Raw genomic sequence first — 22,427 nt, forward strand, 5'->3', positions numbered from 1 at the left:
AACCATTTTTCGATTGGGTCAAACCCTGGAGTGAATCTTGAGCAAATCACCGACCATTTCATTTATTGGTGCCGGTAATATGGCGAGCGCTATTATTGGCGGCATGCTGGATAACGGCTATCAAGCCGGCGAAATTTGGGTCAGCGCCCCAGACGACGAGCATTTGCAAGGCTTGCGCAAGCGTTTCGGCATCAGCGTAACCACCGACAACCGCTACTGCGCCCAACAATCTGACATTGTTGTATTGGCGGTAAAGCCGCAGGTCATGGCCAGCGTGTGTGAAGATATTGCCGCGGTGGTGCGCAATACCCGGCCACTGATGGTTTCAATCGCAGCAGGCTTGACCTCCGACACTATCGACGGATGGCTTGGCGGTGGCGTACCTATGGTGCGGGTGATGCCCAATACCCCGTCACTGGTGGGCAAAGGAGCCGCGGGCCTGTTTGCCAACTCGCGGGTCAGCGAACAGCAAAAAAACGACGTTATGGCCATTTTTGACAGCGTAGGCTCTGCCAACTGGGTGCAGCAGGAAGAACAATTACACGCAGTAACCGCATTGTCTGGCAGCGGCCCCGCCTATTTTTTCTTGATGCTGGAGGCTCTGGAAGAAGCCGCCACTAACGCTGGCATGGCGGCAGAAACAGCCCGCGAACTGGCCATCCAAACCATGGCAGGTGCCGCAGAAATGGCGGCCCGCAGCGACTTGGAACCGGCGCAACTCAAGCGTAATGTGATGTCACCCGGTGGCACTACCGAGCAGGCGGTGAACACGTTCGAGCAAGGTGGTTTGCGCGAACTGGTGCAAAAAGCCTACTCAGCGGCCTATACCCGCTCTCAGGAAATGGCCAAAGAACTGGTCGGTAAATAACCATAGCAAACGGAGACACCCGCTGATGCTGCCGAAGATTCTGCTCACAATTTTGTCGATCGCGTCGTCGTTCTACATGACCTTAGTACTGCTGAGGTTTTTGCTACAGTTGGCGCGAGCCGATTTTTACAATCCCATTTCGCAGTTCTTGGTGAAGGTCACCAATCCTCCGCTGCGTGTTGTACGCAAGGTAATTCCCGGCTGGGGCGGCATTGACGGTGCAGCTATCGTGCTGGCCATACTGATTCAGGCCATCACCTTTACGTTGGTATTGCTGCTGTATGACGCCGGCGCTGCGCTGTTCAATCCGGCGTGGCTGTTGTCCTGGTCCGTGTTGAATGTGGCGGGACTGGTAGCAAATCTGTATTTCTGGGCGGTGATTGCCGTCGTGGTTATCAGCTGGATCGCACCCGGCAGCAGCCACCCGGCGATACAGTTGGTGGCCCAGATTACCGAACCGGTGATGCGCCCGGTTCGCAAAGTGGTGCCATCACTGGGCGGCTTGGACCTGTCGCCTATTATTGTATTTCTGATACTGCAGGTAATTACTGTGATGATTGATCACATGAAGGTAGCCACCGGCATGCCGGCGCTGCTGGCAGGAATGTAACCCAAGTCTCATAATTACATTTTATAACAATCAAAAAAGCCGCAACGATGCACCAGCCCGCTGAATTAATCTGCTGATTTCGCGGGCTTTTTTATTTTTAATGCTCTATTCCTACCAACTTAATCATTTTTTCAAAATAAAATGTCGCTTGATGGGCTACATATTTTGCCCGTGTCAGTAGTACCATCAAAACTTATGCGCCACGGCTCTTCGCCTTTCGTTCCGGTGCGGCTCGAACATGCTCAAGGACTCTGCGATGACACCTCATGGGGCTCTGTCTCACCAGGTAGAAATTTATCACAGTTGGAAAAAAGAGCTGATTCGGCAAATCAGCCGCTATCGTTTGTGGCTACAGGATAACCAGCTTTATTCTGACGACATCAGTGAGCGTATCCACGAAGGCCTGCGGCTTCTGGTAGAAGACGAGCTGACCATCGCTTTTGTCGGCGAATATTCCCGCGGTAAAACCGAGCTCATCAACGCTCTGTTCTTTTCCGACTTCGGTCAGCGCATGCTGCCCTCCCAGGCCGGGCGCACCACTATGTGCCCTACCGAGCTATTTTTTGACCGCATCCATCAGGAAAACTATTTACTGCTGTTGCCCATAGAAACCCGCGTGGGTGAACTCTCATTGCAGCAGCTGCGCGCTCAGCCCGAGCGCTGGTTAAAGCATCAGCTAGACCCGGAAACCCCGGACCAAATGCGTCAGATATTAGAAGAAGTGGCGCGGGTAAAAAGCGTCACACCTGCTTCAGCACGCATGTTGGGCTTCGACGAGCAAATGCTGGAGCTCGACCGAGCCAATCCCGGCCAGGTTCTGATACCGGCCTGGCGTAATGCGCAGATCAGCATTCGCCACCCGCTTTTTGAACGCGGCCTGCGCATTCTGGACACTCCTGGCCTGAACGCCTTGGGCTCCGAACCGGAACTGACCATCAGCCTGCTGCCAAAAGCCCACGCCATCATATTTGTACTCAGCGCAGACACCGGCGTAACCGCTAGCGATTTGGCCATCTGGCGTGACTTTATCGCCACCGACCAAGCCGATCACCGCGCCGGTCGCTTTGCGGTGATGAATAAGATAGACATGCTGTGGGACGAGCTTCAAGGTGAGGCCGACACCCAACAAGCCATCGAAAGAGTACGCGATTACAGCGCCGACCATTTAGGTATTCAACCACAAGATGTGATTCCCGTGTCAGCCAAACAGGGCTTGATCGGGCGCGTAAAAAACGATTTTGATCTATTCCAGCGCTCGGGGATCGAACAGCTTGAAGAGCTGATCATTCAGCGCATTCTGGCACACAAGGAAAAGCTGATCACCAGCAGCCTGATCAATGACCTGCTCGGTATGCTTCAAAACAGCCAAGCCGCACTTCATAGCCAGCTGAGCGCAATGCATGAGGAACAGCAGGCCTGCAGCGGGCCGTCCCACGACAAAGCACGGCTTAAACGGTTGGCGGAAAAAACCCAGACCGATTACGAGTTCTACCATAAAAAACTGATCATTCTGCGTTCAAGTCGCCGCCTGGTGGAGGCTCAGGGCGTAACCCTGCAAGGGCTGGTAGCCGCGACACACTTTGAAACCCAGGTGACCCGGGTGCGCGACAACATGTCCAAAAGCTGGACCACAGCTGGTATGAATCGGGCAATAGATCAGTTTTTTGACGGCCTGGAGGGCGATCTTTCCCACCTGCTGACCGAAAGCAGGCTGGCGGAGCGCATGGTGACTGCCATTTACAAACGCTATCACGATGACCCTGGCGCTCGCCACCTAGAGCCAACCCTCTTTCGGGCTGGCCGTCATGTAATCGCCATCCGCAAGCTGCGACAGAAATCAGAGAGCTTTCGCAGCAACCCCCGCAATTTGCTCACCGAACAGTCAGTGCTGGTGCGGCGGTTTTCCAACCTGATGATTAACGAAGTGCGTAATTTGTACCTAATGGCACAAAAAGACGCGGAACGCTGGCCACGACAAGCGCTGCTGCCGGTGATGCAGTACACACTTGAGCAAAAACAACTGCTGCAACACCAAATCGGACGGTTAAAAGAGCTGGCACGCAATGATCGCTACGGCCGTGCCGAAACAAAGCGCCTCGAGGATGCCATCAGCGATCTGCGGCGCCAGCTGGAACTGGCAGAAGCCATACACCGGCAAATTCGCAAGCCCGCACCAACCCTCTCTCAGCAAAAAGCGGTTAACCTTTCCAACGCTAGGTGATTCACCGGCGACAGTTGCAGCTCGCTGCTGCCGCCTTTACACTAAAACGCTTGAGCGCCGTTCCTCTGTGGCGCATCCGTATTTCTCGATTCCAGCCAGGAAGTCATCGCGCCAATGCCCGATCCATTGCCCGCAGATTCTGTTGGGCTTGTTACCCCGCAGACCTACCATTTTGATACACCGCTGGAGCTTGCTTGCGGCAAGGTGCTGAACCGCTATGAGCTGGTGGTTGAAACCTATGGCGAGCTTAATGCCAGCGCCAGCAATGCGATTTTGATTTGTCACGCCCTTAGTGGCCACCATCACGCCGCCGGTTATCACAGCGCCGACGAACGCAAAGCAGGCTGGTGGAACAGTTGTATTGGTCCCGGAAAGCCCATTGATACCCGCCGTTTTTTTGTGGTGAGCCTTAACAATCTGGGAGGTTGTCACGGCAGCACCGGCCCCAGCAGCACCAACCCGGACACGGGCTCACTGTATGGCCCGGACTTTCCAGTTGTTACGGTAACTGACTGGGTCAACAGCCAGGCGCGGCTGGCCGACAAGCTCAACATAGAGTGCTGGGCTGCGGTGGTGGGAGGATCGCTGGGCGGCATGCAAGCACTGCAATGGAGCCTTACCTATCCCGAGCGCATAAGCCACGCGGCGGTTATCGCGTCAACGCCGCGCCTGAGCGCTCAGAACATTGCCTTTAACGAGGTAGCGCGGCAGGCCATTACAAGTGATCCGGAATTTCACGCCGGGCGCTACAGCAACAATCTCACACTACCCCGGCGCGGTTTGATGCTGGCGCGCATGGTGGGCCACATTACCTATCTGTCTGACGCTTCCATGGGCGAAAAGTTTGGCCGTGAGCTACGCGAAAAAGCCTACAAATTCGGTTACGACGCGGAATTTCAAGTAGAAAGCTATCTGCGCTATCAGGGCGAACGTTTTTCCGAATCGTTCGATGCCAACACCTACCTGCTGATGACCAAGGCTCTGGACTACTTCGACCCCGCCTACGAATTCGGCGGCGACCTGGCCAAAGCCCTGCAGGGCGCACGCTGCGAATTTCTGGTGTTGTCATTCAGCACCGACTGGCGCTTTGCACCAGAGCGCTCTGAAGAGTTGGTTAAAGCCATGATCTCCGCCCGCCGCAAAGTCAGTTACGCTGAGATTGACGCACCCTGGGGCCACGATGGGTTTCTAATTCCCACGCCACGTTATACCGATGTATTTACCGCCTATATGGACCGTGTTGCGCGGGAGGTTGGAGCATGAGAGCCGATCTTGAAATTATCCAACAGTGGATAAAACCGGGCCATCACGTGTTGGACCTGGGTTGCGGTGACGGCACGCTGCTCGATTTTCTGCAGAGCGAACGCGGCGCAAGCGGCTACGGCCTGGAAATTAATCCGGCGCATATCACACACTGTATGAGCCGCGGCGTATCAGTGATAGAGCAAAACCTCGACACCCAGGGGCTGGCCAACTTTGATGACAACAGTTTTGATGTCGTGCTAATGACTCAGGCCCTGCAAGCGGTACGCCGGCCCGACAAAGTGCTGGACGAAATGCTGCGTCTGGGCAACGAGGGCATTGTTACCTTTCCCAACTTTGCCCATTGGCGCCTGCGTTGGGGATTGGCGTTGAGCGGGCGCATGCCCGAATCCGAAGCGCTTCCGTATAAGTGGTACAACACCCCCAACATACGGCTCTGTACGTTCCATGACTTTGAAGCTCTATGCCGCCAGAAAAGCATACGCATCACCAGCCGCAAGGTTGTAGACGGCCAGCATCAGAACAGCTGGGTGGCTCGTTTGTGGCCAAACCTGCTAGGCGAAATTGCGATTTACCGCATCACAAGGGAGAATTCACAATGATGATTGCCAAACATTCGATTTTCATGCGCTCGGCTTTTGCGCTTGTACTGCTATGCTGCGCTGGTCTGGCCCAGGCCGACAGTAAGAACTTCGGTGAATACACCGTTTCCTGGAGCGTGCTGCCCAGCACATTCCTGACACCGGAAATAGCGAAAGAAAACAACCTGCAGCGCAGTAAAAGCATCGGCATTGTGAACGTTGCCATTATGCAAAACAACGCCGACGGTGCCTTGTCGCCGGTAACGGGCCAGGTAGAGGGCCAAGTTACCAACGACATCCAGCAAGTTCGCTTTCTGGCATTTCGCCGCATACAGGAAGGCAGCGCGGTATACTTCGTTGCCGAGTACCAGTATGGCACTGCTGAATTGCTGACTTTCAGTGTTACTGCGCGCCCAACGGGTCACGACCAAGAACTGCCGGTACGATTTTCTCACGCCCTGTTTAACGACTAAGCCTTTAACAACTGAGCCTTCAATGCCCCAGACACTGGTTATTGCCAGCAACAACCCTGGCAAAATTGCAGAATTCAATGATCTTCTGGCCCCACTGGGGCTAGCGCCCGTTGCCCAGAGCGAACTGGGCGTGGGTGAAGCCGAAGAACCGGCGGTCACCTTTGTGGAAAATGCCATTCTTAAAGCCCGCCACGCTGCCCGTATTACTGGCCTACCAGCATTGGCAGACGACAGCGGCTTAGCTGTAGACGCCCTGGGCGGCCAGCCGGGCGTGCGCTCAGCGCGTTATGCCGGCGACAACGCCAGCGATGGAGACAACCTGAATGCGCTGTTAGCCAACATGGCCAATGTGCCAGACGGCAAACGCAGCGCCCAATTCCACAGCGTACTGGTTTACTTGCGCCACGCCGATGACCCTACCCCGCTGGTGTGCCACGGCCAATGGCACGGCAGTATATTGCGCCAGGCTTCAGGCGTCGGCGGTTTTGGTTACGATCCGATATTCTTTGTGCCCGAACGCAACTGCAGCGCCGCCGAGTTAAGCCGTGCAGAAAAAGGCCAGCTTAGCCACCGCGGCCAAGCGCTAGCGATGATGACTGAACAGCTGAAACGCGAGCTGCAGGGCGCCTCTTGAATTTAAACCGGACACCTGCGGCCGTTGAGCCTGCGCTGAGCCTGTATCTGCACGTTCCTTGGTGCGTGCGCAAATGCCCCTATTGCGACTTCAATTCCCATGCCATTACCGGGGATATCCCTGAAAGCGTGTATTTAAAGGCCCTGCTGGACGATCTCGATCAGGATTTGCGCCTAGCCGCAGGCCGCGTCATACAAACGGTGTTTATTGGCGGTGGCACGCCATCGCTGATGAGCGGTGGTTTTTACAGCGATCTGTTTCGCCAGCTGAAAACAAGGCTGGAATTTGCGGCAGACGCTGAAATCACTCTGGAGGCAAATCCTGGCACTCTCGAGCAGGGCCGTTTTGAGGCGTTCCGCGAGGCCGGTATCAACCGGCTGTCGATAGGCGTGCAAAGCTTTAACCCAGAGCAGTTAAAGGTGCTTGGGCGCATTCACGACAGCCAGGCCGCCCACAACGCCATAACAGCGGCGCGCCAGGCCGGTTTTGACAACTTCAATATCGACCTTATGCACGGCTTGCCAGGGCAAACGCCTGAACAGGCACTGGACGACCTGGCTCAGGCCCTATCGTATCAACCACCGCACTTGTCTTGGTATCAACTTACAGTAGAACCCAACACCGAGTTCTACAGCCAGCCACCGGAGCTGCCAGACGACGATCGACTGTGGGATATTTACAGCCAGGGCGGCGACTACCTGCGCAGCCACGGTTTTACCGATTACGAGGTATCCGCCTGGAGCCAACATAATATGGCATCGCGCCATAATCTGAATTACTGGACGTTTGGCGACTATTTGGCCCTGGGCGCCGGAGGACACGGTAAAATCAGCCAGCCGGATGGCCAGATTTTGCGCTACTGGAAAACCCGCCAACCGCAAGCCTATTTAAATCGAATAGGCAGCCGCACCGCCGGCAGTGAGGCAATAGCAGTGGCAGAGCGGCCGCTGGAGTTTCTGATGAACGCGCTGCGCCTTGGCGCGGGCGTGCCCGAAAACCTGTTTCAACAACGCACGGGTTTACCCTTAAGCACGATTGCGGTACAACTTGAAGCATTAAGGCAGGAGGGTTTGATGCACCCTCAACGCATTCAGGCCACCGAACTCGGCCAACGCTATTTGAACAGCCTGTTGCAGCGGTTTTTGTAGACGGCTGAAGTGATGGCAACGTAATGGCAGCGATGACAATGGCGGCAATAATCTTGGCGCCAGCGGCAAGGGAGCACACCCGATGAAATCTGCCCCAATTCAACGCCCGCCAGACAGGCAGCGCACTCGGCGTCGTCTCTCTGCGCAACTCAAAGTCGGCTTTGCGCTGTCCGCACTCCTCGCTATCGCCCTGCTGCTGATCAACCAGTTGCTCCATACGCCCCAAGCGCCTCAAGGTATTGTTAATCTACAACTGGCCGGCAACGCCGCATATACCCGCGATATATTGCAAAGCTGGAGCCCGCAACAACAGGCGTGGGCTAGAATCTCGTTGCTTTTGGATTTCTTAATGGTTGCGCTTTATTCCACTACCTTGCTTCTGCTAACCCGCCGGCTTCTGATAGACCGCCCCGGTGTGCGCGAGCGCACAGCAGGCCGCTGGGTGCTTATTCTCTTTGCGTTGGCGGCGGTCAGCGATTGCATTGAAAACCTGTTGCTACTGAACAATTTGAAAGAGCCAGGAGACCTGTTCAGCCTGGTTGCCACATTTTCTGCGCTGGTGAAATTTACCGGTTTGCTGCTGGGCAGCGCGGGCCTGGTGATTATTCGCGCCGCCCGGCGGCATCCGCTTACTCACGCGTGAACTGGCAAGCATGTTCAAAACAGCGGCCAACGAACCGTAAACGGGTGTTGTGCTGGCTACTTCTTAGTTGGTTCGATAAAACAACAAATCCCAGACACCGTGGCCCAGGCGTTCACCACGCTGTTCGAATTTGGTCACCGGGCGGCCTTCCGGTTTCGGCGAGAAACCACCTTCACTCTGGGTATTGGCGAAGCCTTCCGAATCAGCCATCACTTCCATCATGTGTTCGGCGTAATTTTCCCAGTCGGTGGCCAAGTGCAGAATGCCCCCAACTCTAAGCTTGTGGCGAAGGCGTTGAACAAATTCCTGCTGAACCAAGCGGCGCTTGTGGTGGCGCTTTTTGTGCCAGGGGTCCGGGAAAAACACCATTACCCGGTCAAGGCAGGCATCCGCCAAGCACAGGTCAATCACATCGTTGGCATCAATGCTGTAAATTCGGATGTTCTCTAAGCCACGATCAGCAATTTCTTTCAGCAAGGCACCTACGCCTGGCAGGTGCACTTCCACACCAATAAAGTCCTGCTCTGGCGCGGCCTCAGCCATATCCGCCAGCGAACGCCCCATACCAAAACCTATTTCGAGATTGAGCATGGCATCGCGGCCAAACACCTGGCGCGGATCAATCATGCCGTGTTCTCGAGTCAGGCCGAATTTGGGCCAGTTGCGTTCGTAGGCCTTGCGCTGGCCCTCGGTCATCCGGCCCTGACGCAACACAAAACTGCGTACACCACGGCGGGTGGTTACCGGGGACTCATCGGAACGGCCGTTTTTAGCGTGAGCCTTTGGGGTATTTTCTTCAGTCATTATACATCCTCAAACCGCTGCTGGCGGATTCTGGCGAATCGATGTAGCCAGTTTACCAGACGCCCGTTCACCAGAGTACAGGGTGAGCTAACGACAGCGGCTCAAGATGAAACCAGAGAACTTTGGCCGTTACGGCGGTCTAACTGTCGATAACCCAGAGCTTCCACCAGGTGGGCGCGGGCCACATCGGCACTGGCATCAAGGTCCGCCAGCGTGCGCGCCACCCGCAGTATCCGATGCAAGGCACGGGCAGACAGCCCAAGTTTTTCCATTGCCCGCAGCAACAGTTGCTCGCTGTCACTATCAAGCTGACAAGCCGTTTGCAGCGCCTTGCCCGACAACTCGGAGTTCAACGTACCTCTGGCGTTCTGTAAGCTACGAGCAGCTACAACTCGTGCCCGCACCCGGGCGCTGCTCTCGCCGGGCTCGCCGTGTCGCATAAACACATCACCGCCTTGCACCGGCACTTCTACGTGCAAGTCAAAACGGTCCAACAGCGGGCCAGAGATCTTCGAGCGATAGCGGATAATCTGGGCGGGGCTGCACTGGCATTCGATGGTGGGGTGGCCGCTGTAACCGCAGGGGCACGGGTTCATCGCACCGACAACCTGAAAGCGGGCGGGGAATGTAACCTGGCGCGCAGCGCGGCTGATGTGAATTTCGCCGGTTTCCATAGGTTCACGCAGCACTTCCAGCACCCGCCGTTCAAATTCCGGAAGTTCATCCAAAAACAGCACGCCGCGATGGGCCAGGGAAATCTCCCCGGGCCGCGGACTGCTGCCGCCACCGACCATGGCCACCGCCGAAGCAGTGTGGTGTGGCGCCCGGAAAGGCGGCTGACGCCAACCGCCTCCGGCCACTGTCAGACCTGCTACAGAATGCACGCTCGCCACTTCCATTGCAGCAGTGTCGGCAAGCGCCGGCATAATGCCCGGCAGACGGCTGGCGAGCATGCTTTTACCGGTTCCAGGCGGGCCAAAAAACAATAGATTGTGACCGCCTGCAGCGGCCACTTCCAACGCCCTGCGCGGCACCTGCTGGCCCCGAACATCGGCCAGGTCGGGCCCGATTGTCGCTTGCCCGCTGTCGGCGCCGCTTAAATCCGCAGGCGCCAGCGGCACAAGCCGGGTGCGACCATGCAAATGCTCGCACACAGCCAACAAATGGCTGGCGGCCAGTACGTCGTGTTCGCTGGCCAATGCCGCTTCAGCGGCATTGGCCTGAGGCACCAACAGTTGGCGGCCCTCTGCGCGAGCCGCCAAAACCGCCGGTAACACGCCTTTCAAGGGGCGCAGCGCGCCATCTAGCGACAACTCACCGACAAATTCGTAGGTGCTCAGCGCCGCGGCCGGAATTTGGCCAGAAGCCGCCAAAATGCCAAGGGCAATAGGCAGGTCAAAACGGCCGCCCTCTTTGGGCAGATCGGCAGGGGCAAGATTGATGGTGATACGACGTGCGGGGAAATCAAAACCGGCGTTAATCAGGGCGCTGCGCACCCGTTCTTTACTCTCACGCACACCGGTTTCTGGCAGGCCTACAATCGACAGCGCCGGCAAGCCGCCGGACAGGTGTACTTCAACGCTGACCGGCGGCGCAGACACGCCAACACAGGCACGGGTTTGAACAATAGCAAGCATAGTAACCTTCCATGGTTATTATTTTCCGTCAGCCTTTGGTTGACTGCTCCAGTTCGGTTACGCGGGCTTCCAGGGCTTCCACCATGGCGCGGGTTTTCAACAATACCGCTTGCTGGGCATCAAACTCTTCGCGAGTAACCAACTCAAGACGCGACAGCACCGAGGCCACACTGGCCCGCGCCTGTGCTTCAAGGTCGTCTTTGGCCGCACGGGCCATATCCGGTACGAATTGACCAAACTGACCCTGCAGCTGGGAAAAAATGTCCTGTGGACCTTTCATGAACACCCCTTGTCTATGTAAACACGCTGAAAAAAACTTTGCGGCAGCGGCTTTAAAGGCCCTATCTACCGCAGAATTGCTGCTCAGCAGTGTATCACACCGCTTGCCCTGCCATACTGTGGCAGCGGAGGCGAGTCCGCAGAGTAATAAGCATGCAAAGAGTGTAGTGGGACGCGCCATTATGATTCCATGGCGCTAAAAACGCGCTATTATGGTGCACTGAAAACCAACCTTAAACCGGTGATTTACTTTTATCCCTCTGTTTTTAAACTATTTTTTTGCGTTGGCACATCCGATGCTAAAGCCCCGTACACAATCCGCACAATTGCCGTGCGGGGTGGCCGCATCCCGGTCCCAATAAGCAGCCTTATGGCGCTGCCGGTTGGCACAGTTTTACCAAGGAGAAATCAATGAAACTGATTACAGCAATCATCAAGCCATTCAAATTGGACGACGTGCGTGAAGCCTTGTCCGAGATCGGTGTTCAGGGTGTCACCGTTACCGAAGTTAAAGGCTTCGGACGCCAGAAGGGGCACACCGAACTGTATCGTGGCGCCGAATACGTGGTGGATTTCTTGCCCAAAGTGAAAGTAGAGGTCGCCATTGGCGATGATCTGATGGACCAGGTAATCGAGTCCATCACCAAAGCCGCCAACACCGGAAAAATCGGTGACGGCAAGATTTTCGTGACCGAGCTGCAGCAGGCGATCCGGATTCGTACCGGCGAAACCGGCGAAGAAGCGGTTTAAACCCGCTCTCTCGCCTTAACTGCCAACGCAAAACCTTTTTATTTAACAGAGCCTTGTGCGGAGGGTCTTTATGGAAAGCAACGTCTTTCAGTTACAGTACGCGATGGATACCTTTTATTTTCTGATGTGCGGTGCCTTGGTCATGTGGATGGCCGCCGGCTTTGCCATGCTCGAATCTGGCTTGGTGCGCGCTAAAAACACCACCGAAATTCTCACCAAAAACGTGGCTTTGTATTCCGTTGCCTGCATCATGTATTTGGTTTGTGGCTACGCCATTATGTATGACGGCTCAATCCTGCTGTCAGGCATCGGTGAAACAGACACAGCCTCAGTGCTTGCCGACTTTGCCGGCCGTGAAGGCGGTTTTGAAGGCGGTTCCATCTACTCTGCCCCGTCAGACTTTTTCTTCCAGGTCGTGTTTGTGGCGACGGCTATGTCCATCGTCTCCGGCGCTGTCGCCGAGCGCATGAAACTCTGGGCATTCCTGGTCTTTGCGGTGGTGATGACCGGCGTTATCTACCCAATGGAAGGCTCATGGACCTGGGGCGGCAATGATGTGTTCGGCCTGTATAACTTGGGCGACCTTGGTTTCAGTGACTTTGCGGGCTCCGGCATTGTGCACATGGCCGGTGCCGCAGCCGCTCTGGCAGGCGTAATACTGCTCGGAGCGCGCAAGGGCAAGTACGGCCCCAACGGAGAAATCCGCGCCATTCCCGGCGCCAATCTGCCTCTGGCAGCTCTAGGCACCTTTATTCTGTGGATGGGATGGTTCGGCTTTAACGGCGGTTCAGTACTTAAACTGGGCGACATCGCCAGTGCCAATTCGGTCGCCATGGTGTTTCTGAACACCAACGCCGCCGCCGCGGGTGGTTCTATTGCCGCGCTGATTACCGCTCGCATATTGTTTGGTAAGGCAGATTTGACCATGTTGCTGAACGGTGCTATCGCTGGCCTGGTGGTTATTACCGCCGAGCCCTCCACACCAACGGCTTTGCAGGCAACCCTTTGGGGCGCGATCGGCGGTATCGCAGTCGTGTTCAGCATCATCGGTCTGGACAAACTGCGCATTGATGACCCGGTTGGCGCCATTTCAGCCCACGGTGTTTGTGGTCTGCTCGGCCTACTGCTGGTGCCGGTAACCAACGGTGGCGCAAGCTTCAGTGGCCAGTTGATTGGCGCAGCCACCATATTTGGCTGGGTGTTCCTGGCCAGCCTGATTACTTGGGGCATCATCAAAGCTGTCATGGGCTTACGCGTCAGCGAAGCGGAAGAGTACGAGGGCGTCGATATTGTCGAGTGCGGCATGGAAGCCTATCCGGAGTTTGTTAGCAGCAAATAGTAAAGCTGTGAGCATCAGTGACAAGGGGCGCCAAAATGGGCGCCCCTTCGCGTTTTGAGGCCTTTATTTTAGAAATCTGACATTTTTCCAGGGTTTAAGCTGATCAAAACTGCCACTTGAGCTAACCTCTGGCACAGATTCGGCCATCTAAGGATAGATGAAAGCAGCCATGAAGGACTCCACAGCCTTAAGCCATGAGGCTCAAACAGCCACGTCGTTTTACCCTCACGCAGACCCCTTTAATACAGGTGCCTGCTGGTATCTTGTTGACCAGGCCAAGCACCCAGATGTTTTGCGCTTGCTGTTTGAGCACGACGCCTCACCCATCTACGATTTACCATATATCCATTCGCAATACCGTGAACAAGCCTTTGATGGCCCTTTAATTATCAAGCCCACCACAAGCCAGAGTGAAAAATGGCTGCGCAACTGGCTGGCAGAAGCCAAAGCGCTGGCACTGCAGGGCCCGTTGCTGACGTTGGAAGAAATACGCGATCATCTTATAAGCCTGAACACTGTTCGTACCCCTTATGGCGACAGCCTTTTTCGCTACGCAGACACGGCAACGTTTGGCGGCCTTGGTGCCTCACTGTCACACCAACAACGCCTGCGGGTTCTCGGCCCGCTAACCGCAATACACGGCTGCTATGCCGGCACCAACTGGTCGCTGAAAAAAGACCATTCCCCGGCACATCCGAACGAAGCGGAAGAGCAGGACCCACTGCCTCTTGAAGTAACCCAGGAGAATCTCGCCTTCGTCGAAGTGTATCGTCGCGATCTATTGGCGAAAGGCCTGGCGGACAACAATAAATTAGCGACGCAAACTGTCTCCTGCTGGTTCCAACAACTGACAACACTCGGCGCGCCGAGTGAGCAGGGTTTGGTAGAAGGCGCCGGTCTATTAATAGCACAGGGTTTTACCAGCGCGCTGAGCGAAGCGGAACTTGCGACCGTAAGTAGAACGAGGCAAGGAGCCTACTGGTCAGACGCGCTGGAAGTACTTGCAACATTAACGCATTCACAGGACGGAACCTGAATGACACCCACTGGAAACCTGCTCTTTTCTCCCAGCACAACCCCTCTCGGTGCCCACGGCGCGCCCGTTTGCAAGCGCGAAACCGCAAACGTACTGTTGAGCCGCTCTGACACCTTGGGGCGACCGAGGGCTTTTATTGATGCCGGCAAAATCGAGGATGAGAGCGGTAGATCATTCACCGCCACGCTGCAAAATGGCACAGAACATACGCCAGACAATGCAGAGGCTCGCTTCACCAAACTCCTTACGGGCAACGCACAGTGGTACGGGCCTGAGGAACCGAAGGGCGAACATTTGATCGGGTTTAATACCGTAAGCGAGCAGCTTCGCTTCGCCCCGGGCCATACCCTTAGCGAAGGCGTAGAGCTAACCGTCATCCAGGGCGAGCGCAAAGCCAGAGCGATACACCTACCGCCACCGGTATTTATTAATCTGCGTGAAGAGGCCTCCCCATCTGAAGATTTGCTGACGAACGACCAACTGGATTACTTTCGGGCAAACGGCAACAACGCGCTTATCTTTATGCACGGTTACAACGTTCCTCATGGTGAGTGGGGGCGATTCTTGAAGTACGATGGTAGCCGAGAAGCCTACCACGGTAATGCGCCGTCATTCGCGAAAGCCAATACCTGGCATCCCAATAAAGCCACGGTCTGGCAGGATACGGCAGCACTGTCGGCGAATAGCTCCGTGACGCTGGAAGACGAAAAGCTGAATGGTGGCGGCGCTCATAATTGGGCTGTTCATATGGAGTACCAGTTAAACCGCGCCGCAGGCTTCGACGGCGAAGACTGGATGCCCTATAGCCGCATCATTAACATTTCCTGGCCGGGGGATACCGGTTCCACCGATTTCATGCAGGCGGAGCTGAATGCCATGGCATCCGGGCGGCATCTGGCTCCGCTATTGTTGCAGTTGGCAAATGCCGGCATTGCCATCAACCTGCTCTCTCACTCTCTTGGTGCACGGGTAGCGCTCACCGCCCTGAACATTATGGGCATCATCGGAAAACGCGACCTGGTCGACCATCTGTTTCTCTGGCAACCCGCCGTTGCCGACAATGCCCTCACCAACGACAGCAGCCGGGACGTGCATCCTCTGGGGCTGGGCGTGTTTCCAGCAGCCCATAGCGCAGCCCGCAAAATTGTGGTGCTGCATTCCCGTGGCGACGGCATTCTTGGGGCGGATAATAGTGAAGATGAGGCTTGGTGGCGGAAGGCTCTGTCATTCAAGCATCCAGTAGCAACTACCGCATGGGATCTCGCAACCGCCGACGACCCCATGGACGACGTACTCGGTAACTTGCGGGGAGCCTATGATAAAAAATGGTGGACCTTCCCGAGCTTTCTGGACAACGGGTTCGGGCCCGCCATCGAAAATCTATACAAAGACTACTTACCACTCACGTTCGAGGCATGGATGACTGTCCACCCCCAGCGATCTTTGGCCACACCCGAAGTGCTCAAACAAACCGTTCAGGAAAACTGGACCCGGTTAGAAAAAGACATTCTCACCGAAGCAAACGCTTTATGGCAGCCCTGTATAGACTGCCTGCGCAACGGTGAACGGCCGCCTGATTACACCCTGCTGGCCCCCCTAAACCACCAAGCCAGCGTAAGCCCCCAAATGGCCAAAGACTACGTTGTGCGTTTGAAAAAGCTTGCGGTGAATAACTGGGTTCCGGAGCAACGGCCTCGGCCTGCGTTAGGGTATGTGGGGTTTAATGAAATTACTGATGAACGAGCATCAGAGTTTGATAGTTTTCTTTACGAGTCGCTGAACGACAGAAAGTTAATTCCTGTTGATCAATCAAAATGGCTTTTTAGCCACTCGGGGATGCGGATTCCCAGCGAGGAAGTGTTCAATCGCTCCTACAAAGAAGCAATTGTTAACCAGTTGAAGGAACTAGGGAGAAATCGGTTTGGACAGTATTAAGTCAAACTGCCGTTGGGCCTTGCCCTTAATTGTTGTTCTCGCAGCATTCATGATCGCCAAAGCAATCGGGTTCTTTGGCATCGCCTACGGCCCAGTCATGTCTATTGGCGTCTCTGATGACGGGCGATATATCATCAGTTCCCATCGCAGCAACCATCTAATACTTTGGGACATCAAAAAAGAGAACTACAAAGCGCTGTCCGACGACGCAAATATTTACAGCGCTTATTTTGTACCGGATCAACAAGCATTTCTTTGGCAAAGTCTTGACAACACAGTAACCATCCAAACCACCAATGGGAAAGTGCTGAAGCAATTCCAGAATTTTGCGACTTACGGCCACGCTGTAGATGCCAGCTTGAACCATTATTTCTCTGCCAATGAAACCTGGAACCTATTTTACGGTTATGGTGATTCACTAAAACCGCTTTTAAGAGACAGTGACAGTCCGAGCCTCATGGGCAGCGGCAAGCTTCTGAACATCGGCCTCTCGAACAAAGAATTTTATATCACAACTGGCAAAGGCCACGGTGCTGTCGATAGACGCCCAATAGGCGACGACACGCCCACCGTTCGTCCGGCTGATAATCTACGCTTTTCATCCAACTTTTCCGGTGTGGTCCTTTGGAGTTATGAAACCTTGAGACCCGTTGCCAAGTTTGATGGCAACTCCTCTAAAACCCACGCCGCCATCAGCCCAGATGGGCAATGGGTAGTCAGTGCAGACGAAGCTGGAATTGGGTTATTCTGGAACACAGCCCGGCCAGCAGCCCGGCACCGGTCAGCGTCATACTACGGCGGTGTCTACCTTGACAACTCGCCTTTTGAGACAGGCGACCTCCGAAACTGGGATGACAGTGAGCTCATCAGTGCCCCTCCCGGCCTCAACAATTTCACCATTGCCGTCGCCTTCATCCACAACAGCAAGTACTACCTCCGCTTCGGCAACAATAGCCACTTCGCGGCCCTGTTCAAAACCGGCAGCCCCTGGCCCGTGAAATACTTTGATCTTGGCAAGTATCCCAAACTGGTCACCTACGGCAGCCAGTACTCCCGCAATACCGCCATTGCCACTTCACCGGAGGCCGGCATTTTGGCCATGGGCCACCAGTCCACCGGTGGCATAAGCGTGTACCAGTTCGACCCAGAGGAACTGACGTTGGAGCGGGTTTGGGTGGTGGAGTAGCATGAGTTGAACTGCTCGGTAACTTGCGGGGAGCCTATGATAAAAAATGGTGGACCTTCCCGAGCTTTCTGGACAACGGGTTCGGGCCCGCCATCGAAAATCTATACAAAGACTACTTACCACTCACGTTCGAGGCGTGGATGACTGTCCACCCCCAGCGATCTTTGGCCACACCCGAAGTGCTCAAACAAACCGTTCAGGAAAACTGGACCCGGTTAGAAAAAGACATTCTCACCGAAGCAAACGCTTTATGGCAGCCCTGTATAGACTGCCTGCGCAACGGTGAACGGCCGCCTGATTACACCCTGCTGGCCCCCCTAAACCACCAAGCCAGCGTAAGCCCCCAAATGGCCAAAGACTACGTTGTGCGTTTGAAAAAGCTTGCGGTGAATAACTGGGTTCCGGAGCAACGGCCTCGGCCTGCGTTGGGGTATGTGGGGTTTGAGGAGTTGGCTGGCGAACATGCGACAGAACTCGATGAATTTATCGATCGGTCTCTGACTGATGGGAAGTTTTTCCCTGTTGATCAATCAAAATGGCTCTTTAGCCACTCGGGGATGCGAATTCCAAGCGAGGAAGTATTCGATCGCTCTTACAGAGCAGAAATTATACGTCGTATATCGGACGAAGGAGTGGGTTTTGGCCGTTATTAACGCTAACAAAGTGCGCTGGGCAGGCGCGGTGCTTGGTGCATTTGTGCTTATTAGCATCCTGCTGAACTCCAACCTCCTGGGAGTATGGGCTGGGCCGGTTATGTCCATGGGTGTATCGGAGTCTGGCCGCTATGTCGTCAGTGCCCACACAGACAACAAGCTCATTCTCTGGGATCTGCAAGAAAAACAGTGGAACACACTGTCCGGTAAAGCCAACCTTTACAGCGCCTATTTTGTGCCGGGTCAAAACGCTTTTTTGTGGCAGGACACAGACAATACCGTTACTGCACAAACGGTTGACGGAAAAGTACTGAAGCGATTTCAGCACTTCCCAACCTACGGCCACGTTATCAGTGGCGATCTTGAGACCTACTTGTCTGCTGATGAGCATTGGAATGTGTTTTCTGGCTATGGGGACACAAAACGTACTGTCCTTAGTGATGGCATCAGTCCGAGCTTTTTAGGGTCCGGCAAGCTGTTCAACCTCGCCATAGACCGAAACAACACCTTCTTTGTAACAGCCGGCGTCGATAGTGACCGCTCAGCAATCGCAGACCATTCACCACTAAACAGCAGCCAACGGTTTTCAAAATATGGGGGTGTCACACTTTGGAATGCGAAAACAAAACAGCCTGTCGCAAAACTCCGTGGAAACTCTTCCAAAACCCACGCCACCATCAGCCCAAATGGGCGGTGGGTGGTCAGTGGTGATGAAGCTGGCAATGGTATCACTTGGCATACATCCAATCCTGAACACCGAATGCGAGCCGCACGTTACAATTCAGGACTGTATGTTGATGGTCTTCCTGACGACCTCCCAGATTCTGACTACTTTGATAAGAGCGGACTTATCGAAGCTCCACGCGGCGTTCATGATTTCACCATCGCCCTAGCCTTCATCCACAACAGCGATTACTACCTCCGCTTCGGCAACAACAGCCACGTCGCCGCCCTGTTCAAAACCGGCAGCCCCTGGCCTGTGAAATACTTTGATCTTGGCGAGTCTCCCAAACTGGTCACCTACGGCAGCCAGTACTCCCGCAACACCGCCATTGCCACTTCACCAGAAGCGGGCATTCTGGCGATGGGGCACAAATCTACCGGCGGCATCAGCGTGTACCAGTTTGACCCGGACGAGCTGACGCTGGAACGGATCTGGGTGGAGGAGTAGCTCGAAGTTGCAGCCGTCAACGCCGACCATAACCAACGATTTTTCCGGGTTCTAAGGGGTAAACCAAGGCGGATGGTGATCCGGGCGCATCAACTGGGCGTAAAATATTATCTGACAAACTTGGGGTGAGTGCATAGAATGATGACAATACAAAGCTCAAATCATGCAACAGTCAAGGAGCGTCCGGTGACAACACTGGAGCAGAAGCCGGTTAAATCTGAAGGGCGCAACGACCCTTGGAGCAACCTTTTGGTAAAAGTAGGGAAAAATCAAGATCGGCAAGCTTATCATCAGCTGTTCGAGCACTTCGGCCCGCAGATTAAGTATTACGCCATGGCCAACGGCATGGCGAATCATGCTGAAGAGCTTGTTCAGGAAGTATTTGTGTCGATCTGGCGCCGGTCGTGTCTTTATGATTGGCGCAAAGCAGCGGCATCCACTTGGATTTTTACCATTGCGCGAAATCAGCGCATTGATATGTTGCGCAAAATGAAGCGCATCAGCGCCGAAATATCGGTGGAGACCGAAGATCTGTGGCAGATTCCCGGTGATCACGAAAACGAGCCCGTTACGTCGCTGCATCGCTTGATGTCAGAGCGTCGAGTGCGCGAATCTCTCAGCTTGTTACCGGAAGAACAAACGACTGTTATTGCCAAAGTGTATATGGAAAGCAAGTCTCATCAGATGGTTGCTGACGAACTGCGAATACCCCTGGGAACAGTTAAAAGCCGGGTTCGTCTGGCACTCAACAAACTGAAAGTGATTTTGCAGGATCAAAACCAATGACACGGCATCACCCCGAAAGTACAAGCCTGATGGAATTCAGTGCGGGTACATTGTCTGACCCTCACGCCCTTTGCATACGGCTACACCTTGAAAAGTGTCCGCTTTGTAGTAGCCGGGTGGACACCCTAGAAAGCTTAGGTGCAGTGATGTTGGAACAACAACCCTTGACTGAAAGTTCCGAACCGGCTGCCTCGACCTTCGACGCGATTCTTGCTCGTATTGACAGCGATACAGCGCCTGTAGAAGCTCCGCAGCAGCGCCAAAACCTTATCAAGAAGTTGTTGGGTTGCGACATCAACGATTTACCCTGGAAGCGCCAACTGGGCGATGTCAGCATGCTTGACGTAACAGATCGTTTCCCCGGACAGACAGAGCGAGTGGTATTGCAAAAATTGTCTTCTGGAGGCAAAGCGCCTGCCCACACCCACCGTGGAACCGAGACCACCATTGTTTTGCAGGGTGCATTCTCTGATCAGAACGGTATTTTCAATCAGTGGGATTTTGCAGTGCTTGACGAGAATGACAATCACCGCCCGGTGGCTGTTGGTCACGAAGATTGCATTACGTTGTCGGTGCTTAGTGCACCTCTGAAACTAACGGGTACCTTTACCCGGCTGCTCAACCCTTTCATGAGCTGAGCAAGTTTACGGATTAACCAAGAAAATCACTATCAGCACACTGCCTTTACCAAGGCAGTGTGCTGCCGTCCCACGATAAAAAGCGACCGTTCGCCGATTCGTCAATGTGGTCAATCACTGCCAACAGGTTAGCCGCAGTTTCATCCGAATCGTGAACTTGCAGGTTAGCCAGAGATTGTGAAAAAGGCTCACTCAATGCTGAGCGGGTTGTGCCCGGATGTAAGGCGATACAAGCCACCGGCGACATGCGCCTGGGCAACTCCACAGACAGCGTTTTTACCAGCATATTCAGCGCTGCTTTGGAGCTACGATAGGCATACCACCCCCCCAAACGGTTGTCACCGATGCCCCCTACCTTGGCAGAAATCGCCACAATGCGCTTTACGCGCTTGTGCCGCAACCAAGGTAATAACGCTTGCACCAGCAACCCGAAACCACTGGCGTTTACCGCCATAGCCCGCGCCAGGGAACTGGCCTGCAAATCTTCCAGGCGCTTCTCTGGCTTCATATTCGCTCCGTGCAGTATGCCTGCAGCGTAGATAATCATATCCAGCCCTTCTGCCTTCGGCACGACAGCGGCCAGCCCCTCGGCAACCTGATCCAGAGCCTCGGGTTTTTCTGCATCCCAAGCCAATACCTGATGTCGCTCGCGCAGAAACGCTGGCGCTTTTTCCGGCTGTCGGCACAGGCCAATAATCTCAACATCGGCGCGTGCCGCGAGTTTTTCGGCCAGTGCTGCGCCAATGGCGCCAGACACACCCGCAATCAAAATCCGCATAGTGCTCACCAAGGTCAGTTTAAAAGAATTGTGCACGGCTGTTCGTTGCCATGCAGAACTAAGCCGTGCTTTAAGCAATTAACGTTACGCCTGCCAAAGCTCAAAGGGTCAACATTCCGCGCCATTGCTTCATTATTTCAGCTTTTTTGTATCTACCAGCGCTAGGTTACAATAGCAGTCACAAGCCCATTGGAGAGATTATGAACGCCGACGATTACGCCTTCCGCTTTGGCGGCATTGAGCGCCTGTATGGACGCAGTGCACTTGGGGCCTTTCGCCAAGCCCACATTGCCATTGTCGGCCTTGGCGGTGTGGGTTCTTGGGCAGCGGAAGCTTTGGCGCGCAGTGGTATTGGCACGCTAACGCTGATTGACATGGACGATATCTGTGTATCCAACACCAACCGCCAGCTGCACGCGCTCAGTGGCCAGTACGGTAAAACCAAAACCGATGCCATGGCCGAGCGCTTGCGGGCCATCAATCCTGCCGCAGATATTCGCACCCAGTTTGCGTTTATTACTATCGATAACATCCCGCAACGGATAACCGCCGACATCACCGGTGTCATCGATGCTATCGACAGTGTGAAGCCAAAAGCCGCTTTATTGGCTTACTGCCAGCGCAACAAGTTGCCGATTGTGTGTGCAGGGGGCGCCGGAGGGCAAATGGATCCAACCCAGATTCGCGTGGCCGATTTAAGCAAAACCACCCAGGACCCACTGCTGGCCAAAGTGCGCAACCTGCTGCGCCGACAGTACGGTTTTTCACGTAATCCGCAACGGCGTTTTGGCATAGAAGCCGTATACTCGCTGGAGCAGCTGACGTATCCCGCCGCCGACGGTACAACCTGCCTGCAAAAACCGGTTAACGCAGGCCCGGTTCGGCTGGATTGCGCCACCGGCTTTGGCGCCGCCAGCCCGGTGACCGCCAGCTTCGGGTTTTTTGCGGCCTCGCGGCTGCTTAACAAAATCGCACAACGCGCCCAACCCTAATT

Annotated in this window: 23 protein-coding genes; 19 read left to right on the plus strand and 4 right to left on the minus strand. The window is 54.8% G+C overall.

What is annotated here, in order from left to right; all coding sequences use genetic code 11:
• Positions 1-37 precede the first annotated feature (37 nt).
• The 9 genes from proC (at position 38) to MELB17_RS10750 (ending at position 8,441) form a co-directional block, all read left to right on the plus strand.
• Complete coding sequence (gene proC, locus MELB17_RS10710; protein ID WP_007350259.1) at positions 38-868, plus strand: pyrroline-5-carboxylate reductase; 831 nt, start codon at positions 38-40, stop codon at positions 866-868.
• Positions 869-893: 25 nt separating this feature from the next.
• The gene (locus tag MELB17_RS10715; protein WP_007350260.1) at positions 894-1,478 is read left to right on the plus strand and encodes a YggT family protein; all 585 of its coding nucleotides are present in this window, start codon (positions 894-896) and stop codon (positions 1,476-1,478) included.
• Between the two features lie 256 nt (positions 1,479-1,734).
• Positions 1,735-3,699, plus strand: a complete 1,965-nt coding sequence (locus tag MELB17_RS10720; protein WP_007350261.1) for a dynamin family protein — start codon at positions 1,735-1,737, stop codon at positions 3,697-3,699.
• 114 nt (positions 3,700-3,813) lie between these two features.
• Entirely contained in the window at positions 3,814-4,962 is a 1,149-nt protein-coding gene (metX, locus tag MELB17_RS10725) for a homoserine O-succinyltransferase MetX (protein WP_007350262.1), read from the plus strand.
• The gene (metW, locus tag MELB17_RS10730; RefSeq protein WP_007350263.1) at positions 4,959-5,564 is read left to right on the plus strand and encodes a methionine biosynthesis protein MetW; all 606 of its coding nucleotides are present in this window, start codon (positions 4,959-4,961) and stop codon (positions 5,562-5,564) included. Before metX ends, metW begins: the two co-directional genes overlap by 4 nt.
• On the plus strand, positions 5,561-6,016 hold the full coding sequence (locus MELB17_RS10735) for a DUF4426 domain-containing protein (protein WP_007350264.1): 456 nt from the start codon (positions 5,561-5,563) through the stop codon (positions 6,014-6,016). Before metW ends, MELB17_RS10735 begins: the two co-directional genes overlap by 4 nt.
• A gap of 22 nt (positions 6,017-6,038) precedes the next feature.
• Positions 6,039-6,650: an RdgB/HAM1 family non-canonical purine NTP pyrophosphatase gene (gene rdgB, locus MELB17_RS10740; protein ID WP_007350265.1), complete on the plus strand. Its 612-nt coding sequence runs from the start codon at positions 6,039-6,041 to the stop codon at positions 6,648-6,650.
• Positions 6,647-7,798: a radical SAM family heme chaperone HemW gene (gene hemW / locus MELB17_RS10745; protein ID WP_007350266.1), complete on the plus strand. Its 1,152-nt coding sequence runs from the start codon at positions 6,647-6,649 to the stop codon at positions 7,796-7,798. Before rdgB ends, hemW begins: the two co-directional genes overlap by 4 nt.
• Before the next feature lie 82 nt (positions 7,799-7,880).
• On the plus strand, positions 7,881-8,441 hold the full coding sequence (locus MELB17_RS10750) for a hypothetical protein (RefSeq protein ID WP_007350267.1): 561 nt from the start codon (positions 7,881-7,883) through the stop codon (positions 8,439-8,441).
• Positions 8,442-8,504: 63 nt separating this feature from the next.
• On the opposite strand, the gene trmB is transcribed toward MELB17_RS10750, so the two are convergent.
• From trmB to MELB17_RS10765, 3 genes are all read right to left on the minus strand, one after another.
• Positions 8,505-9,245 carry a tRNA (guanosine(46)-N7)-methyltransferase TrmB gene (trmB, locus tag MELB17_RS10755; RefSeq protein ID WP_007350268.1) on the minus strand — a complete coding sequence of 247 codons (741 nt, stop codon included), beginning with the start codon at positions 9,243-9,245 and terminating at the stop codon, positions 8,505-8,507.
• Positions 9,246-9,346: 101 nt separating this feature from the next.
• The gene (locus tag MELB17_RS10760; protein WP_007350269.1) at positions 9,347-10,882 is read right to left on the minus strand and encodes a YifB family Mg chelatase-like AAA ATPase; all 1,536 of its coding nucleotides are present in this window, start codon (positions 10,880-10,882) and stop codon (positions 9,347-9,349) included.
• A 28-nt stretch (positions 10,883-10,910) separates the two neighbouring features.
• Positions 10,911-11,162: an accessory factor UbiK family protein gene (locus tag MELB17_RS10765; protein ID WP_007350270.1), complete on the minus strand. Its 252-nt coding sequence runs from the start codon at positions 11,160-11,162 to the stop codon at positions 10,911-10,913.
• A 410-nt stretch (positions 11,163-11,572) separates the two neighbouring features.
• On the opposite strand from MELB17_RS10765, the gene glnK reads away from it, so the two are divergent.
• The 9 genes from glnK (at position 11,573) to MELB17_RS10815 (ending at position 20,655) form a co-directional block, all read left to right on the plus strand.
• A complete protein-coding gene (glnK, locus tag MELB17_RS10775; RefSeq protein WP_007350272.1) occupies positions 11,573-11,911 on the plus strand; it encodes a P-II family nitrogen regulator in 339 nt (112 codons plus the stop codon).
• A 70-nt stretch (positions 11,912-11,981) separates the two neighbouring features.
• The gene (locus MELB17_RS10780; protein ID WP_007350273.1) at positions 11,982-13,250 is read left to right on the plus strand and encodes an ammonium transporter; all 1,269 of its coding nucleotides are present in this window, start codon (positions 11,982-11,984) and stop codon (positions 13,248-13,250) included.
• A 169-nt stretch (positions 13,251-13,419) separates the two neighbouring features.
• Positions 13,420-14,286, plus strand: a complete 867-nt coding sequence (locus tag MELB17_RS10785) for a DUF4123 domain-containing protein (protein WP_157133282.1) — start codon at positions 13,420-13,422, stop codon at positions 14,284-14,286.
• Complete coding sequence (locus tag MELB17_RS10790; protein ID WP_007350275.1) at positions 14,287-16,221, plus strand: alpha/beta hydrolase; 1,935 nt, start codon at positions 14,287-14,289, stop codon at positions 16,219-16,221.
• A complete protein-coding gene (locus MELB17_RS10795; RefSeq protein ID WP_007350276.1) occupies positions 16,208-17,407 on the plus strand; it encodes a WD40 repeat domain-containing protein in 1,200 nt (399 codons plus the stop codon). Before MELB17_RS10790 ends, MELB17_RS10795 begins: the two co-directional genes overlap by 14 nt.
• Positions 17,408-17,547: 140 nt before the next feature.
• Entirely contained in the window at positions 17,548-18,060 is a 513-nt protein-coding gene (locus tag MELB17_RS10800; protein WP_007350277.1) for a hypothetical protein, read from the plus strand.
• Entirely contained in the window at positions 18,047-19,231 is a 1,185-nt protein-coding gene (locus MELB17_RS10805; RefSeq protein WP_007350278.1) for a WD40 repeat domain-containing protein, read from the plus strand. Before MELB17_RS10800 ends, MELB17_RS10805 begins: the two co-directional genes overlap by 14 nt.
• 186 nt (positions 19,232-19,417) lie before the next feature.
• The gene (locus MELB17_RS10810; RefSeq protein ID WP_007350279.1) at positions 19,418-20,017 is read left to right on the plus strand and encodes a sigma-70 family RNA polymerase sigma factor; all 600 of its coding nucleotides are present in this window, start codon (positions 19,418-19,420) and stop codon (positions 20,015-20,017) included.
• Positions 20,014-20,655 carry a ChrR family anti-sigma-E factor gene (locus tag MELB17_RS10815; protein ID WP_036184441.1) on the plus strand — a complete coding sequence of 214 codons (642 nt, stop codon included), beginning with the start codon at positions 20,014-20,016 and terminating at the stop codon, positions 20,653-20,655. Before MELB17_RS10810 ends, MELB17_RS10815 begins: the two co-directional genes overlap by 4 nt.
• A gap of 46 nt (positions 20,656-20,701) precedes the next feature.
• Here MELB17_RS10815 and MELB17_RS10820 read toward each other — a convergent pair whose 3' ends face one another.
• A complete protein-coding gene (locus MELB17_RS10820; RefSeq protein WP_036184494.1) occupies positions 20,702-21,433 on the minus strand; it encodes an SDR family oxidoreductase in 732 nt (243 codons plus the stop codon).
• Between the two features lie 200 nt (positions 21,434-21,633).
• On the opposite strand from MELB17_RS10820, the gene tcdA reads away from it, so the two are divergent.
• Positions 21,634-22,425 carry a tRNA cyclic N6-threonylcarbamoyladenosine(37) synthase TcdA gene (tcdA, locus tag MELB17_RS10825; protein ID WP_007350282.1) on the plus strand — a complete coding sequence of 264 codons (792 nt, stop codon included), beginning with the start codon at positions 21,634-21,636 and terminating at the stop codon, positions 22,423-22,425.
• Positions 22,426-22,427 lie beyond the last annotated feature (2 nt).

Origin of the sequence: Marinobacter sp. ELB17, assembly GCF_000169375.1 — a bacterium.
Taxonomy (GTDB): Bacteria; Pseudomonadota; Gammaproteobacteria; order Pseudomonadales; family Oleiphilaceae; genus Marinobacter.

What these genes read in the sequence shown, in the direction of transcription:
- MELB17_RS10715 (WP_007350260.1), top strand. Translation starts at nt 894, where the DNA reads ATGCTGCCGAAGATTCTGCTCACAATTTTGTCGATCGCGTCGTCGTTC.
- MELB17_RS10720 (WP_007350261.1), top strand. Translation starts at nt 1,735, where the DNA reads ATGACACCTCATGGGGCTCTGTCTCACCAGGTAGAAATTTATCACAGT.
- metX (WP_007350262.1), top strand. Translation starts at nt 3,814, where the DNA reads ATGCCCGATCCATTGCCCGCAGATTCTGTTGGGCTTGTTACCCCGCAG.
- metW (WP_007350263.1), top strand. Translation starts at nt 4,959, where the DNA reads ATGAGAGCCGATCTTGAAATTATCCAACAGTGGATAAAACCGGGCCAT.
- MELB17_RS10735 (WP_007350264.1), top strand. Translation starts at nt 5,561, where the DNA reads ATGATGATTGCCAAACATTCGATTTTCATGCGCTCGGCTTTTGCGCTT.
- rdgB (WP_007350265.1), top strand. Translation starts at nt 6,039, where the DNA reads ATGCCCCAGACACTGGTTATTGCCAGCAACAACCCTGGCAAAATTGCA.
- MELB17_RS10750 (WP_007350267.1), top strand. Translation starts at nt 7,881, where the DNA reads ATGAAATCTGCCCCAATTCAACGCCCGCCAGACAGGCAGCGCACTCGG.
- trmB (WP_007350268.1), bottom strand. Translation starts at nt 9,245, where the DNA reads ATGACTGAAGAAAATACCCCAAAGGCTCACGCTAAAAACGGCCGTTCC.
- MELB17_RS10760 (WP_007350269.1), bottom strand. Translation starts at nt 10,882, where the DNA reads ATGCTTGCTATTGTTCAAACCCGTGCCTGTGTTGGCGTGTCTGCGCCG.
- MELB17_RS10765 (WP_007350270.1), bottom strand. Translation starts at nt 11,162, where the DNA reads ATGAAAGGTCCACAGGACATTTTTTCCCAGCTGCAGGGTCAGTTTGGT.
- glnK (WP_007350272.1), top strand. Translation starts at nt 11,573, where the DNA reads ATGAAACTGATTACAGCAATCATCAAGCCATTCAAATTGGACGACGTG.
- MELB17_RS10780 (WP_007350273.1), top strand. Translation starts at nt 11,982, where the DNA reads ATGGAAAGCAACGTCTTTCAGTTACAGTACGCGATGGATACCTTTTAT.
- MELB17_RS10785 (WP_157133282.1), top strand. Translation starts at nt 13,420, where the DNA reads ATGAAGGACTCCACAGCCTTAAGCCATGAGGCTCAAACAGCCACGTCG.
- MELB17_RS10790 (WP_007350275.1), top strand. Translation starts at nt 14,287, where the DNA reads ATGACACCCACTGGAAACCTGCTCTTTTCTCCCAGCACAACCCCTCTC.
- MELB17_RS10800 (WP_007350277.1), top strand. Translation starts at nt 17,548, where the DNA reads ATGACTGTCCACCCCCAGCGATCTTTGGCCACACCCGAAGTGCTCAAA.
- MELB17_RS10815 (WP_036184441.1), top strand. Translation starts at nt 20,014, where the DNA reads ATGACACGGCATCACCCCGAAAGTACAAGCCTGATGGAATTCAGTGCG.
- MELB17_RS10820 (WP_036184494.1), bottom strand. Translation starts at nt 21,433, where the DNA reads ATGCGGATTTTGATTGCGGGTGTGTCTGGCGCCATTGGCGCAGCACTG.
- tcdA (WP_007350282.1), top strand. Translation starts at nt 21,634, where the DNA reads ATGAACGCCGACGATTACGCCTTCCGCTTTGGCGGCATTGAGCGCCTG.